Source organism: Paenibacillus sp. CB74, assembly GCF_055687625.1.
This window is the reverse complement of the sequence record NZ_CM146009.1, coordinates 5,565,730-5,579,428: the sequence shown is the minus strand read 5'-3', so window position 1 is coordinate 5,579,428 and position 13,699 is coordinate 5,565,730. Positions and strand designations below refer to the sequence as shown.

Here is a 13,699-nt window from a genome sequence, read left to right as displayed (position 1 = left end):
CTTATCTCTTGATTCAGGCACCAAGTGTGGCGCCTCCATCCACACACAGATCGTGCATCGTTATATGTCTGGCTTGATACGATACCAGATAGACCACCGCATCCGCGATATCCTCGGGCAATGCCATCCTGTTCAGCGGTATGCCCAGACGGAAGGTTTGCGGTGAGCCTGCAATAACCGCCTCAGCGCCATGTTCATCTTGCCACATGGCTCGCTGCATTGGCGTATCCGTTGAACCTGGAGAGACAATATTGCAGCGAATATGCTGATCCGCGTATTCCAGAGCCAGACATTTGGTGAAGATGGTCGAAGCGGCTTTGGAAGCAGCGTAGGCAGACATATACATTCGCGGAACACCAGCAGCATTCGAACCCACGGTAACCACCGCACCCGTCCTGCGTTCAGCCATATTTCTTACTACTGCACGCGACATGTAAAATACACCGTGTGTATTTACGTCAAACGTCCTCATCCATTCCTCATCTGTCAGCTCCCTAACTGCCCCTGTGTACAGCACACCCGCAGCATTCACCAGAATGCCAATAGGGCCAACCGTCTCTTCGATCTGTTGAACAGTATCCTCAACGGCTTGACGATCCGATATATCAGCAACATGGGCTGTTGCCTGATGGCCATGACTGCGTAGATCGGTGACAAGCTGATTAAGCGAATTATCCTGTCGATCCACCAGTGCAACGATCGCGCCATTCTGTGCAAGCAACCTCGCCACTGCTTCACCAATCCCTTGCGCAGCACCAGTGACCACGGCCACTGTTCCATCGATTCCTGTGTAGCTCACTCGTATACCTCCCATACTGCCTATAGCTGTGTTCTCCCCTAAAAACTTCCTCATTCCAACCTTCTATGACTCCGGACTACAGGCAAAACGCATCGTACGACTAATCAAAAATGGCAATACCGAGACATGATTCTCTTCTTCGAACTCGGTGTATGCGATATCCAGCCCCGGATGCTTCAATGCGGATAAGCGTTCCGTAAGACTGGATGCCTTATTATTGTTACGAGCCGGGTGGGTCTTTTCCTGTTCTCCCATACCAATCCATACCCTGACGTTCACCGGCTGCTGTTCCAGCCTTGCGACAAATTCCTGTTCCTCAGCCTGCATAACCTTCTGATTCCAGTGCAGTGAGGGACTGCCTGCAATGTAATATCGAAAAGCCTCTGGCTTCGTGAACAACGCATGGATCACGAACAACCCACCGAGTGAATGACCAAATATAGCCTGTCTATCTTGATTAATCCGAAACTGCTGCTCCATATCCGGTTTCAGTTCTTCTTCAATAAAACGTAAGAATTCATCAGCACCTCCTTGTTCCGGAAGAGGTGTACCATCGGACTTGGTGGTATATTCAGTCGTGGCCTGTGGAGTAAAGTCATAGTATCGTTGAGAGGAAAAGGGGCCCGTGATCGGGTACCCGATGCCCACAACAATTGCTGGGACCGATCCTGTCTTCTCCGGTCTGCGTCCCTGCACACGAACGGCTTCCACCATGGTGCCGAATACGGAATTGGCATCCAGCAGGTAAATCACCGGGTAACCGGACGGAGGCGGAGGTTCGGCAGGCTTGAATACCATAATCTGATAGTCATGGTGGCCTGAACGTGATTTCATGGTCCATTGTTCGGCGTTCGGGATCTGAATGGTACTGCGTGCGATGTGCTCCAGGGTGCCAGGAACAGTTAGGTTGGGCTGAAACGTCATTACGGATGGGTCCTCCTCGTTGTTCTGCTTATATAAGTTGAATACTGAACTGCATCTTTATATGAGATTGATTCTCATTACCAATTATAAAAGAGTGAATGCGGCTGTCCCATGGACGATATCCAGAAATCATTTTGATTATCTCCATATTTCCATATTTATGTCATATCAAGTTCACGTTTCAATCGAAAAAAACTCCCTCATGGTGTATCCGAAACACTGGACTAACATCCGGCTTCCGACACTCCAAAGGGAGTTGTACTTCTCCAATTATTGCGTTAACGCTTTGAGCGTATCATCGATGACATGACCGTATGCGATCAATCCACCGCCCAGCCACGGAGCTGGCTCGACAGCGTACACATGCCCTGCTTTTACCGCAGGCATACTGTTCCATACGTTGGTTTCGGTCATTTCCTTCATACTACCCGGGCCCTGTTCCACGGTGAAAATAAAATCGGCATCAATCTCTGGTAATATCTCAGTGGATACAATAGCACTGTTCTCCGACTCGACCAATGCAGGCTTACCAAGTCCCAGCTGTTCATATACGACGTAACCGCTGAAGTAGTTGCCACCCATCATGCTGATGCCACGCGGGGCAAAACGGATAATGGCTGCTTTTTTGCCTTCGGCTACTTTCGCCAGCTCAGCTTTGGCTGACTCAACCTTGGCATGGTAGGTTTCAATGGCTTTTTCGGCTTCAGCCGTTTTGCCCAGCAGATCACCAATGACCTGCAAAGACTTCTCTACATCACCCGAAGCATTCGTAAATACGTAGGTCGGTGCGATCTTGGAATAACTTTCGTACACCCCGTTCTCGGCATATTGGGCCGTATGTAAAATAATAAAGTCAGGTTTATACGACATCAACGCTTCAGGTGAAGGTAACCCACTGGAGAAATCAAGTGTAGGCACATCACTGAGCTGATCCTGGAGATAGACGTGTCCTTTTGTACCACTTGCCCATTGGGCTACCGGCTTAACACCAAGGGTTAACAGGGAATCTTCCAGATATGGCGCAAATACGCGTTCAGTCTTCGCTGGAACAATCACATCATGTCCCAGATCGTCTTTTACGGTGCGTTCACCAGCTGTTTCTTTCCCATGTTCTTCCTCTGCAACTGTCTCGGTTGAAGCCGGGTTTGAAGTTTCCGTTGTGGGCTGCTCTGCTTGGGCCGATCCTGTATTCTCGGATGCTGCGCCACAGGCGGACAACAGTCCTGTCATTAACATGAGTAGAATCAGAGCTGAGAGCCGGGCACTGCGGAATTGGTTACCAACGGAACGTTGTCCGATGTTTTTGATATAGTGAAACATGTGTGATATCCCCCTTGATAAACATTCTCATTTAGATACAAGGATTATATGTCACGTCGCCCGGGAATCACCATGGACGTTATCCAGATATATGTTTGGACAATATCCCGTGAAGATCAATAGCGCTTCATCCAACATGCGCAACACACCTACAGCCGAATAATCAAACCAGGGGTCGCCTGTGATCAGATGAACTTGATACTGACGAATGGCCTTAAGCTGGCGCCATGTAACCGAATGCTGCAAGCTGAGCCAGTATGCCCGTGAAGCTGCTTCGGGACACACCATAACGAGAATTCGATCGGGGTTCATGGCGGCGAGCTGCTCCAACGTTAACGGATCATTGGCACTAAGATCAGAGAATGTATCCAGTTGCAGCGCTCCATACAATACTTCTTCAATACCGGGATTGCTATAGAGGTACAGACTTTGCCCGTATACCCGCACAACGATCACTTTCTCCCGGCCCACTTCCCGCTGTACCGATTCACGCGCCTTTTCTGCTCGCTGGTTGTACATGTGTATCCATTGCTCCGCCTGTTCCTTCCGCTCCAGAAATAATCCAATCATGCGCAGCTGTGTCCGCCAATCCGAATGATGTTTGGGGACAAAACAGCAAGGCGCAATCTCGGCCAATTGGGACTGATCCTGTTCACTAATTTCGTCTGTACCTACAATGACATCAGGACGAATATGAACCAACCGTTCCACATTGGCCTCAAACCGCCAGCTCGTGTACGGGTCCGTCAATTTCAGGTGGGACTGAATCTCTGTACGATGTGCATTATAATAATACGCCGTCCACTTGGGATCGATGGGTGCAGCGACGGGAATGACATTGAGTGCCAGAAGTTGCCCAATCACACTGGAAGAACAGGTGGCAATCCGTTTTCTGGCGTTTTTCGCATAATCCGAAGGAGATACGCCGACTTCCTTTTTAAATTTGCGGCTAAAATAGTATTCATCACTATATCCCACCCTCAGCGCAATATCGCGAAGCTTGTATCGGGATTCCTTCAGATATCGCTTGGCGCGATTAATGCGCAGATCAGTAAGATACTCCATTGCACTTTGTCCATACGTTTTCTTGAACAGATCTACGAAATATTTCGGACTGATTCCCGCTTTCGAGGCAAGATCTGCAATTGATAGGTGCTGGTCGTAATGCTTGTCCATGTATGTTTTAACGTTGGCAAGATTCGTTTTGGGACTGCGGCCGGTAACAGGCTGGTGCGCAGCAATCTGCGAATCATTTTCCAGTAACATGAGGCCACTCCTTTCGATCTGCTTGATTTTTAGCTAGAGAATGATAACATCAGGCAACTTAATAACCTCTAAACGAAAATGATAATCATTATCAATAAAATAACATAACTATTTCCAGACCGTCAATCCAAATATGGTAACATGTACACATCTGACTCTACATAATTGTCCTCCTTCTACTTTCCATGTTGCTTTCAGACTACCTCCATATAAAACAAAAAAAGCCAACGACGTGAGTAACACGCGTTAGCTTTTTGACTTTAAATTCAAACTCCGTTTACTTCTCGAACATAATTGAAGCAAGACTAGTCCCGGCTACGCAATTTGCCAAGCAGACGGATGATCTCAATGTACAGCCATACCAGCGTTACCATCAATCCAAATGCACCGTACCATTCCATATACTTGGGCGCACCACGCTCAGCGCCACCTTCGATGAAGTCAAAATCAAGGACCAGATTGAGAGCAGCCACAATAACAATAACGACCGAAATACCGATGCCGATCAAGCTGTTGTCATGCAGATAAGGAATCGAAATGCCGAAGAAACCAAGTACAAAGCTCAGCAGATACATGATCATGATACCGCCGGTTGCAGCGACGACCCCAAGCTTAAAATTCTCTGTAGCTTTGATCAAACGGGTTTTGTATGCCATCAGCAGCGCGATGAATACAGCCATCGTCAACAGAGCAGCCTGCAAGGTAATTCCGTTATACAGGGATTCATAGGTTGCGGAGAGCGCCCCCAGGAACAGGCCTTCTGCCACGGCATAGACGGGTACGAGATATGGTGCTGTTATCGGTTTGAACGAAATCACAAGTGCCAGAATGAAACCAACGATCAATCCGCCATACGCGAGCGGCATTACTTCTTGTCCGTTAAAGAACATCATCCAGGTTGCAAACGCACTAGCCAACAGGATCACCAGCGTAATAAACGCTTTGTTCACCGTGCCGTTAATTGTCATATAATTCTGATACCGATCTTCTCCATATCCTCTGTTCTCAAACGTGCTGTCTTTAAGGGTAGGGTTACCGCTACGACCGATCAACACAATCACCTCTTCATATGTATTTGGTATATCTGTGATACTGGGTTTGGGCGTTCTACGTTTCAAATTCTACAAGCTATTCCCTTGAAAGAGCGGGATGGCACCACAAAGGATCGGATGCAACCCTTCGATTACATCCTTACCTCGTGTTGCAACGACTAGGACATATGTCCTAGTCGTTGCATGTTAATTCAGATTTTATGCATCTTACTTGTACAATACTTTATCTACATTGTATTTCGCACGCATCGTGTTGATGATATACGTCTCGTAAATTTCACGATCTACCGGATCTTCAATCACGCACACTTCAATCTTCGTTACTTCTTCGCGGTGGTTCTTCATTGGTGATACGGTATCTTCAAAATGCTTTTTGATACGTGGTCTTAATTTTCGTGCTTTCCCGACAAATAACAGCTCTCCAGCGGCATTGTAAAACATGAAAATCCCGCCTAGTTCCCGGGTTATCAGGTGAAAATCCGTAAATCCATAAATGTGGCTAAGCTGTGGATCAACCTGCTTCGTAATGGTTACATCCGGTGTTGGCACAGTAATATTAATCAATAGGCTCACTTCCTCATTATCTATAGGTTTACATCCTATCACATATTATAAAGGGACACCATTTCAATCTATAAGAAGTACAATTCACGCAATTTTCGCTATTACGACAAATATTTCAAAAAAAAGGTTAACTTCCCTGATTCAAAGTGTTACTATAGGGGTATGAGGAAGAAATTGGGCACTGAGACACATGTCTTTATATCTACCTCCGTCTATTGTACCCTATGATTGAAACTCTTTTTCATGCTGAATTCTGTTACGTGATCACGACAAGAGTACAGTTAGCAAGAACCTTAGCTTATAGATTGTAGATTCATCATCTAATCGACCCTTGCAGCAAGCAAACGTAGAAAGACCTAGATTCTTGATTCACTGTAGATTTTAAGTATCACCTAGAAAGCCTGCAATTATAGTCGTACTGAGTTAATAGACACACGTAGAAGGTCAGATAGCTATCGATCCTAGAGAGACTAGTCATGCAATGCAACTGTAGAATTATAGCAGCAGTACTATAGAAAATGGATCAAGTCTCACCACAGGCCCCGGCATATTGCTTGGGCTTTTTTGCGTTTACGCGAATAACCGACCACCTCCTCAGGGAAACAGAGGTATCGTGGTTCTTTCTGTCGGGTTTATAATATGGCAAGATACCAGTAGAGGAGTGATGGGATGTATTCCGATCTGCAACTGACGGAGGACCGCCCTGTATATATACAAGTCAAAGATTATATGAAGCGATTGATGCTCAAAGGTGGCCTGCAAGCCAAACAAAAACTGCCCTCCACCCGTGAACTTAGTACACTCATGAAGGTTAGTCGTAGCACGGTTCTGCTCGCTTATGCCGAGCTTGAAGATGAAGGTCTGATCTACGCGGTCAAAGGCAAAGGCAATTACGTTAGTGCTTCCATTGAGGCTCCTGAGGCCACAGCGAGCTGGCAACTGGACTGGAAGACAGAGGTAAGTAAGTATGCCATCCAGGCAGAGCAGTACGATCTGATGAAGCATGGCTCCGGGGCAGAGCGCGGCGAGATCTCGTTTACCAGCATAGCACCGGATGAAAAGCTATTTGATCTGCCGAACGTGAAACGGGCTTTTCTGGATCGCATGTCACTTGAAGGCGAAGTACTGCTGAATTACGGATATGCGCAAGGATACAGACCGCTGATGAACTATTTACTACGATATATGGAGAACAAAGGTGTTAACCTCCGTGGCAAGGACATCCTGATCACCAACGGATTCACGGAAGGTTTCGATCTGGTGCTTGGAGCGTTGCGCAAAAAAAGCGGAAAAGCGCTCTGTGAGAATCCCACGCACCACACGGCAATCAAAAACCTGAAGCTGCACCAGTTCCACCTAACCGGTGTCAATATGGAGCCGGATGGCCTGGACTTGAAGCAGCTGGAACATGAACTTGAGGAAAGTCCATATGATCTGGCGTATCTCGTGCCCTCCTACCACAATCCAACCGGGATTGTGACGTCTCCTGCGAAACGGGTAGAGATCATCCGGTTGATGAACAAGTATCAGGTTCCCATCATTGAGGATGGATTCAACGAAGAATTGCGCTATTCCGGTTCCCACGTATCTCCCTTGATCGCCAGCATGGGCAAGGGCAATGGACTGGTTTATCTGGGCAGCTTCTCCAAAGTCCTGTTCCCAGGTCTGCGGGTGGGTTGGGTTATTGCTGATACGGCGCTGATTGATTATCTGGAGAGTATGAAACGGGCACGCAGCATCCATACCTCCACACTGGACCAATCGTTATTGTATCAATATCTGAGCAACGGCAATTTCGAGAAATATTTGAAGCGAGCCCGCACGGAGTATAAGCGAAAATATGAATTGGTTGTGCGTTGCCTGAAGCAACATCTGCCAATGTGCCGGATTTCCGGTGCGGGTGGTCTGCATCTGTTCGTGCAGTTCCCGTCCGAATACAGAACCCGTGAACTGCTAGAGGCTTGTAAAGTGAAAGGTGTAACGTTCACACCAGGGGATACCTTTTATCTGGAGCCCGGTCAGGGTGTGAACACGATGCGTCTGGGTTTCTCCAGAGTGAGCGATGAGCATATACGTAAAGGCATTCGCATCATTGGCGAGACAGCAGCTCAAATGAGATAAGGAGGATTTCACATGAAAGTTGGCGTAATTATGGGCGGTACATCTTCAGAGCGGGATATTTCACTGCTCACCGGACAGGAGATGATTGCCAATCTGAATAGAGACAAATACGAGGTTGTGCCCATTGAACTGAATTCCAAGCGCGATCTGATCGACAAGTCAGCGGGAATCGATGTGGCACTGCTTGCCCTGCATGGCAAATACGGCGAAGACGGTACGGTTCAAGGCACACTGGAATCCCTAGGTATTCCCTACACAGGCTGTGGTGTGCTTGCAAGCAGTGTATGCATGGATAAAGACATGTCCAAACAGCTCATGCAGCATGCAGGTGTGCTTACCGGTGAATGGTTGCGAGTGAGTCATATGGAGGAGCTGGCCTCTATTGCTGTTCAACAATTAACGTACCCCGTGGTGGTCAAACCGAATTCAGGCGGTTCCAGCATTGGTACCCAAGTGGTGAAGGAAGCTTCCGCCCTGCCTGCTGCTGTAGAGGCTGCCCTCGCCTGGGATGACACGGTCATGATTGAACAGTATATCGAGGGTGAGGAAATCACCTGTGCCATTCTGGATGGTAAGATGCTGCCGGTGATCTCCATTCGTTCGAACGCTGCGTTTTTCGACTATTCTTCCAAATACGATGACAATGGGGCCGATGAGCAGGTTGTGCAATTGCCTGTGGACCTTCACCATCGCGTCGAAGCCACGGCCCTGGCCTGTTATCAGGTGCTAAAATGCAGCGTCTACGCTCGCGTGGATATGATGATTCGGGAAGGCATGCCTTATGTGCTTGAAGTGAACACGCTGCCGGGACTTACTCGTAACAGTCTGCTGCCCAAAAGTGCAGCTGCTGCAGGCATTTCTTTTGCAGAACTACTGGATACCATTATTGAACTTTCATTGAAGGAAAGACCCAAGGAGGATACAACATTATGAGCCTGGATGTGACGATTAGACACAGCTCCCCTACCGATCTGCAAGATATGGTCATTCTGATGGACCAACTCGGTTACCCCACCACTTACGCCGAGATGGAAGAGCGTTATATTCATATCTCTGCGGACGCAAACTTTACGACACTGGTAGCTGAGGTACGCGGACGCGTAGTTGGACTGATCGGATTACAGACGTCTTATCTATATGAGAAGAACGGAAGACACTGCCGTATCTTGGCCTTGGTTGTACATGACCAGTTCAGAGGTTCTGGCATCGGCCGTCAGCTCATTCTTGAAGCTGAGCAATGGGCAGCCACGCATAACGTGGACTCCCTGTCTCTGAACAGTGCCAATCGCCCGGAACGTGAAGCTGCACATCAATTCTATCGTCAGATGGGCTTTACAGCCGGAAGCACCGGGTTTAGCAAGAAGCCTCAGACCTTACAACACACTTAACCTGCGGATATACGCTATCTGGATGCACGAAAAAGAACGCCCCATTCAGCACATTGGCCAGTTAAGGGCGTTCTTTCGTATCCGAGGTACATGGTGGAAGGAATGATTCTCCAGGTAATCTATTGGTTATTCTATGTTGAATTTTCAGGTCGAATCAGTACCGTAACATATCTGGGATCAATATTTGGCTGACTGTGCACCATCGATTGGTATAATGGCTCCGTTAATAAACGGTGCTTCGCCGGACAGCAGGAAGGCAACGAGGCGTCCCACTTCTTTCGGTTCACCCAAGCGCTTCGCCGGATTGTCCTTCACGAACTCTCTGGATGCAGACTGCCAGTCATTCGGATTGATCTGTTTGAACGAACCGATGACCATATCTGTCAGAATGGCTCCAGGTGCTACCGCATTGATACTGATTCCGTGCTCAGCGTATTCAATCGCCGCATCTTTGGTCATGCCAGCAACGGCATGTTTACTCGCCCCGTAGGCGATCTGGTTTGGCACAGCACGAATGCCACCGACAGAGGACGTGTTCACAATGTAGCCTTCACCCTGTTTTTTCATTACAGGCAAGACGTGCTTTAACCCGTAAAATACACCTTTCAGGTTGATGTCGATGACTTTATTGAACATCTCTGTCTCGTAGTTCTCGATCAGGTTTTGCTTGCCTTCAATGCCTGCATTGTTGAAAAATGCATCGATACGTCCAAACGCATTTACCGTATCACTAACATACTTCTTCACTGCTTCTTCGTCGGCTACGTCACCTTCAATTAGCAGGAACTCGGCATGCTTTACCTCTTCTGATATCACACGCTTGGTCTCTTCCAGCGCCTTCATGTTCACATCCACCAGGGCAAGTTTTGCCCCTTCACGCGCGACTTCCACCGCAGCTGATCGGCCAAGACCCGAACCACCACCTGTAATCAGGACTACTTTACCTGCAAATCGTTCAGACATCATCCATAGACCTCCCTTTGCTGTTTTTGACATCTTCAACACATAATTACCCATTTCATCATTTGCTCTAATCAAACGGGGATCTCTTACAACCAAAAATTCAACCGGATTAGTATGCTTCTATACCCATCCAGTCATTCATCTGGCCTGAGATAGCACAACAAAGAGGAGCGCCTCCAAAAGAAGCACTCCCCATAGAATTAATTCATCGTTTTTGTTAGTCATAAAAATTTAAGGACGGTCAATGTAAATCCAGCCTGTTTCTTGTTCCTTATCTACAGTAGCTCCAAGGGATTCAGCCATAAAGCGCAGCGGCACATATGTTTTGCCGTCCTTGCCTACATAAGCGGATTCCACCATGGTTACTTCTTTACCAGCAACGGTTGCCTTCTTGGAACCTACGGTCAGGACAATCTCATCACCCGTGATGTCGTCAATGACAACAATTCGGTTCGAACCTTTGGTCCATTTCACTTCAGCATCCAATTCTTCAGATACGTAGCGAAGCGGAACAAATGTTGTATTCTTAACGGTGATCGCCCCGGCGTATTCATCATCCGGGAAGAGTACTACACTTTTATTCGTGATCCCAGCTTCATCTTTGAGCAATTGATATGCAAGTGAATTGGAATCAAAATTGCGCAGCATCTTTCCAGGTGTAATATCATCCTTCATCAGATCCATAACGCCGCCCGATACATCCACTTCATCCACTGCAACCGTTCCACCGATATTCCACTGTTCACTGTTTCCGCTCACGGTTACAGCGTTCACTGGCAGATCTTCGGAGGCCGGTAGCGCTACCTTCAGTTCAAAGTTTTGCTTGCGGATATCCAGCTTGCTGTCGAGATAGAAGTCCAATTTCAGTTTGGTTTCTGTACCAAATACCGTTTTGAATTCTGGAGTCTCATTCAACAGGTTGTTCAGCTCCTGATCATAATTGACCAGCATGCTGTCCAGTCCTACTTTGATTATGGCATATAGTGAAGCAACGGCTTCATCTTTCGATTCAGGAACGATCGAATTCAGCGTTTCATCTCCCCCGCCTTCAACCTCGTTCACAGCTTCCAGTACAGGATAGAACACATCGTACAGATCTCCAATCAGGTCTTTCAGCCCTTGCTCATCCTTCGAGACACTCGTCAGGAACGGTTTAACCATGGCAAGCATCTCTTCACCACTGATCTCCAGGTGCAGCTTGGAGAGGCTAAGTGTTTCGCCATTCACGGATTCCTGTACCGGTGTTACAGAGATATTCTTCGGATTGGACAGATGTTTCAGGACAAAAGAGAACAGTTTCGGTGAGATTTCCTCGAGTTGTTTCTCCAGAGCCTTCGTATCCACCATTGGAAGAGCTTGTGCATCCTGGAACGTATCCAGAGATATGTACAGCGGTTTCTGGGCTCCATCCAGATCAATCACCACTTGGGACTCATTCATGGACAGGTGGAAAGGTAACTTCGTTCCCTCCATGCTCAGTGTACCTTTGATCGATGCTGTCTTCGCATCTTTCATTTTGGCTTGATCAATATCCAGAGATATGGAATTAATACGTTCGATCATTTCAAGGTCGTTCTCTGTCGCAAATTCCTTAGCCGGTTCTATGTTTATATTCATGGATTGTCTGGATTCACCGGACTTGATACTCGCACCATTGGCCATTGCTTTGCCAACGTCTACTCCACCCACAGCCTGACATCCTGTAAGAACAACCATTAATAATACCAGTGGCACTGCCATCCATTGGACTAACTTCCGATTCGTAATAAGATCCCCTCCTTAGAAAAATATGATTCATTTCCATTATGAAGGTATAGGTAATTGTTGTAAACGGATACGCAAAAAATAAACCAAAAGGCCGGAACATGTCCGACCTCTGGTCTATCTATATTTCAACATATCGTATGTTTCGATAAAAGATCCTGCTTCATTATGCAATACTGGAAGTTATTCTTGATCCTGATCTTCTGCGAGTTTCTCATCCGTTTCTTCATCTTTCACAGTTGCGGGAGTCTCGAATTGATCGGGCTCGTCCTCTTGAATCGCTTTATTCTCTTCGTTCTGATCCTGTGTCATATCGCATTCCCTCTCTTCTACCAGATTGTCATGTCAGCAAGGCATGAGCCTTGTGTCTATCAATAACCCGAATAGGCACAGTTCAAACCTGTCTCCGCGACGGACAACCATTTCCCATCATTTCAGTGCCCGTTTAGAAAACATAAAACACGATTCCGTTTCCACTTGCAGCCGTTGCCTGAAACAAGGCCTGGATATCATCCACCGTCTGGACAATCTCCTGAAATGTCTCTTCCGCATCCCAATCTTCCATGACTGGATAGACGCCCTCAGTGATCATCTGTTCCAGACTATACCGCTGCTTTAATTCATCCGGTGTGAGCTGCTCCAACGCCATGTAAGCCTCCAGCACCTGCTCATTACTGAGTAAGAACAGATCCATATCCGAATAGTTTCCCAAGTATTGCTCACCTGCGAGAGGCACTACATAGCCCAGGGGTGGCTTCCCATCTACCAGATTGCCGTTCAGCGTGAATTGGATCATCTGCCAGGTTTTATCGATATCCAGATCAACTGCACAATCATGGACACTGATCTCCCCTGACTTGATGGATTCAACTAGCTCTTTCGTTACCACAAGATATCTTCCGGACATTCCCATACCGTTATCCCTCCTGTGTAATTGATTCTAATGTTCCCCATTAACCGTGCTTGTTGGTTCAGAATCGGGGTAATTCCTATCAAGGAGGTCGTATACATGAAAAAATTTGACTACAGTCTCAATTATGATGAGTTGGATCTGCGCAAACATCCTGAGCTATACACCGTAGGCCGGGGAGAGCAGGGTGTTCTCATGGTTGAGCCATACAAGGGCGAGATTCTTCCACACTGGCGATTCAAAACACCCGAGATTGCGACAGAGTCATCGGAGAAAATCTATGAGCTATTTTTGGAGTATAAGAAAAAAGGGGATTTCGTGGGTATGGATATGGCTCGCAAATTTCTCCAGATGGGCTATACACGGGCCAGACGGTATACGAATCACAAAGGCGGACGCAAATATTCGAAGGAGGATGGCTCAATCTTGCCCTATCAGAATGATAAGGTGAAGGCAGAAGCCGCAGCCATATTCAAAGCCCAATGGGAGATTGCGAAAACGGACCCAGACTATGTGAAGATGAAGAAGGAGCATCGGGAAAAGTATGAGTCTGATGAGGCGTAGAAAAACGGGGGAACCGTAATATAGTCTCACTGATTGGATCTGTCATCTGCTCGTTGACTTATGG

General features: G+C 47.2%; 14 protein-coding genes. 4 read left to right on the top strand and 10 right to left on the bottom strand.

The features are described from left to right. Window positions 1–13: 13 nt before the first annotated feature. From ACX9NY_RS24690 to ACX9NY_RS24665, 6 genes are all read right to left on the bottom strand, one after another. Window positions 14–799: a 2,3-dihydro-2,3-dihydroxybenzoate dehydrogenase gene (locus tag ACX9NY_RS24690; RefSeq protein ID WP_472475638.1), complete on the bottom strand. Its 786-nt coding sequence runs from the start codon at window positions 797–799 to the stop codon at window positions 14–16. 63 nt (window positions 800–862) lie between these two features. Then, window positions 863–1,723: an alpha/beta hydrolase gene (locus tag ACX9NY_RS24685; protein WP_472475636.1), complete on the bottom strand. Its 861-nt coding sequence runs from the start codon at window positions 1,721–1,723 to the stop codon at window positions 863–865. A 270-nt stretch (window positions 1,724–1,993) separates the two neighbouring features. Beyond that, on the bottom strand, window positions 1,994–3,043 hold the full coding sequence (locus tag ACX9NY_RS24680) for an ABC transporter substrate-binding protein (protein WP_339257939.1): 1,050 nt from the start codon (window positions 3,041–3,043) through the stop codon (window positions 1,994–1,996). Between the two features lie 51 nt (window positions 3,044–3,094). Then, on the bottom strand, window positions 3,095–4,309 hold the full coding sequence (locus tag ACX9NY_RS24675) for an ABC transporter substrate-binding protein (RefSeq protein WP_472475633.1): 1,215 nt from the start codon (window positions 4,307–4,309) through the stop codon (window positions 3,095–3,097). 305 nt (window positions 4,310–4,614) lie between these two features. After that, window positions 4,615–5,361, bottom strand: a complete 747-nt coding sequence (locus ACX9NY_RS24670) for a Bax inhibitor-1/YccA family protein (protein ID WP_342573506.1) — start codon at window positions 5,359–5,361, stop codon at window positions 4,615–4,617. A gap of 207 nt (window positions 5,362–5,568) precedes the next feature. Then, window positions 5,569–5,925, bottom strand: a complete 357-nt coding sequence (locus ACX9NY_RS24665; protein ID WP_253441952.1) for a nucleotide excision repair endonuclease — start codon at window positions 5,923–5,925, stop codon at window positions 5,569–5,571. 669 nt (window positions 5,926–6,594) lie between these two features. Between ACX9NY_RS24665 and pdxR the strand changes: the two genes are divergently transcribed. Genes pdxR through ACX9NY_RS24650 form a run of 3 tightly spaced genes read left to right on the top strand, consistent with a single transcriptional unit; the run spans window position 6,595 to window position 9,434 of the window. Further along, a complete protein-coding gene (pdxR, locus tag ACX9NY_RS24660) occupies window positions 6,595–8,046 on the top strand; it encodes a MocR-like pyridoxine biosynthesis transcription factor PdxR (RefSeq protein WP_472475631.1) in 1,452 nt (483 codons plus the stop codon). 12 nt (window positions 8,047–8,058) lie between these two features. Next, a complete protein-coding gene (locus ACX9NY_RS24655) occupies window positions 8,059–8,979 on the top strand; it encodes a D-alanine--D-alanine ligase (RefSeq protein WP_339238722.1) in 921 nt (306 codons plus the stop codon). Then, on the top strand, window positions 8,976–9,434 hold the full coding sequence (locus ACX9NY_RS24650) for a GNAT family N-acetyltransferase (RefSeq protein WP_472475629.1): 459 nt from the start codon (window positions 8,976–8,978) through the stop codon (window positions 9,432–9,434). The genes ACX9NY_RS24655 and ACX9NY_RS24650 overlap by 4 nt, the downstream gene beginning before the upstream one ends. 177 nt (window positions 9,435–9,611) lie before the next feature. Here the strand turns inward: ACX9NY_RS24650 and ACX9NY_RS24645 are convergent, their stop codons facing one another. From ACX9NY_RS24645 to ACX9NY_RS24630, 4 genes are all read right to left on the bottom strand, one after another. Then, window positions 9,612–10,400, bottom strand: a complete 789-nt coding sequence (locus tag ACX9NY_RS24645) for a glucose 1-dehydrogenase (protein WP_339238724.1) — start codon at window positions 10,398–10,400, stop codon at window positions 9,612–9,614. A gap of 228 nt (window positions 10,401–10,628) precedes the next feature. After that, complete coding sequence (locus tag ACX9NY_RS24640) at window positions 10,629–12,137, bottom strand: copper amine oxidase N-terminal domain-containing protein (RefSeq protein WP_472475627.1); 1,509 nt, start codon at window positions 12,135–12,137, stop codon at window positions 10,629–10,631. A gap of 207 nt (window positions 12,138–12,344) precedes the next feature. Beyond that, the gene (locus ACX9NY_RS24635) at window positions 12,345–12,473 is read right to left on the bottom strand and encodes a hypothetical protein (RefSeq protein ID WP_339238727.1); all 129 of its coding nucleotides are present in this window, start codon (window positions 12,471–12,473) and stop codon (window positions 12,345–12,347) included. A gap of 133 nt (window positions 12,474–12,606) precedes the next feature. After that, window positions 12,607–13,074, bottom strand: a complete 468-nt coding sequence (locus tag ACX9NY_RS24630; protein ID WP_339238728.1) for a YfbM family protein — start codon at window positions 13,072–13,074, stop codon at window positions 12,607–12,609. Window positions 13,075–13,170: 96 nt separating this feature from the next. On the opposite strand from ACX9NY_RS24630, the gene ACX9NY_RS24625 reads away from it, so the two are divergent. Then, window positions 13,171–13,635 (top strand): DUF4385 domain-containing protein, encoded by a 465-nt coding sequence (locus ACX9NY_RS24625; protein WP_047840920.1) that lies wholly within the window; start codon window positions 13,171–13,173, stop codon window positions 13,633–13,635. Window positions 13,636–13,699: the final 64 nt, after the last annotated feature.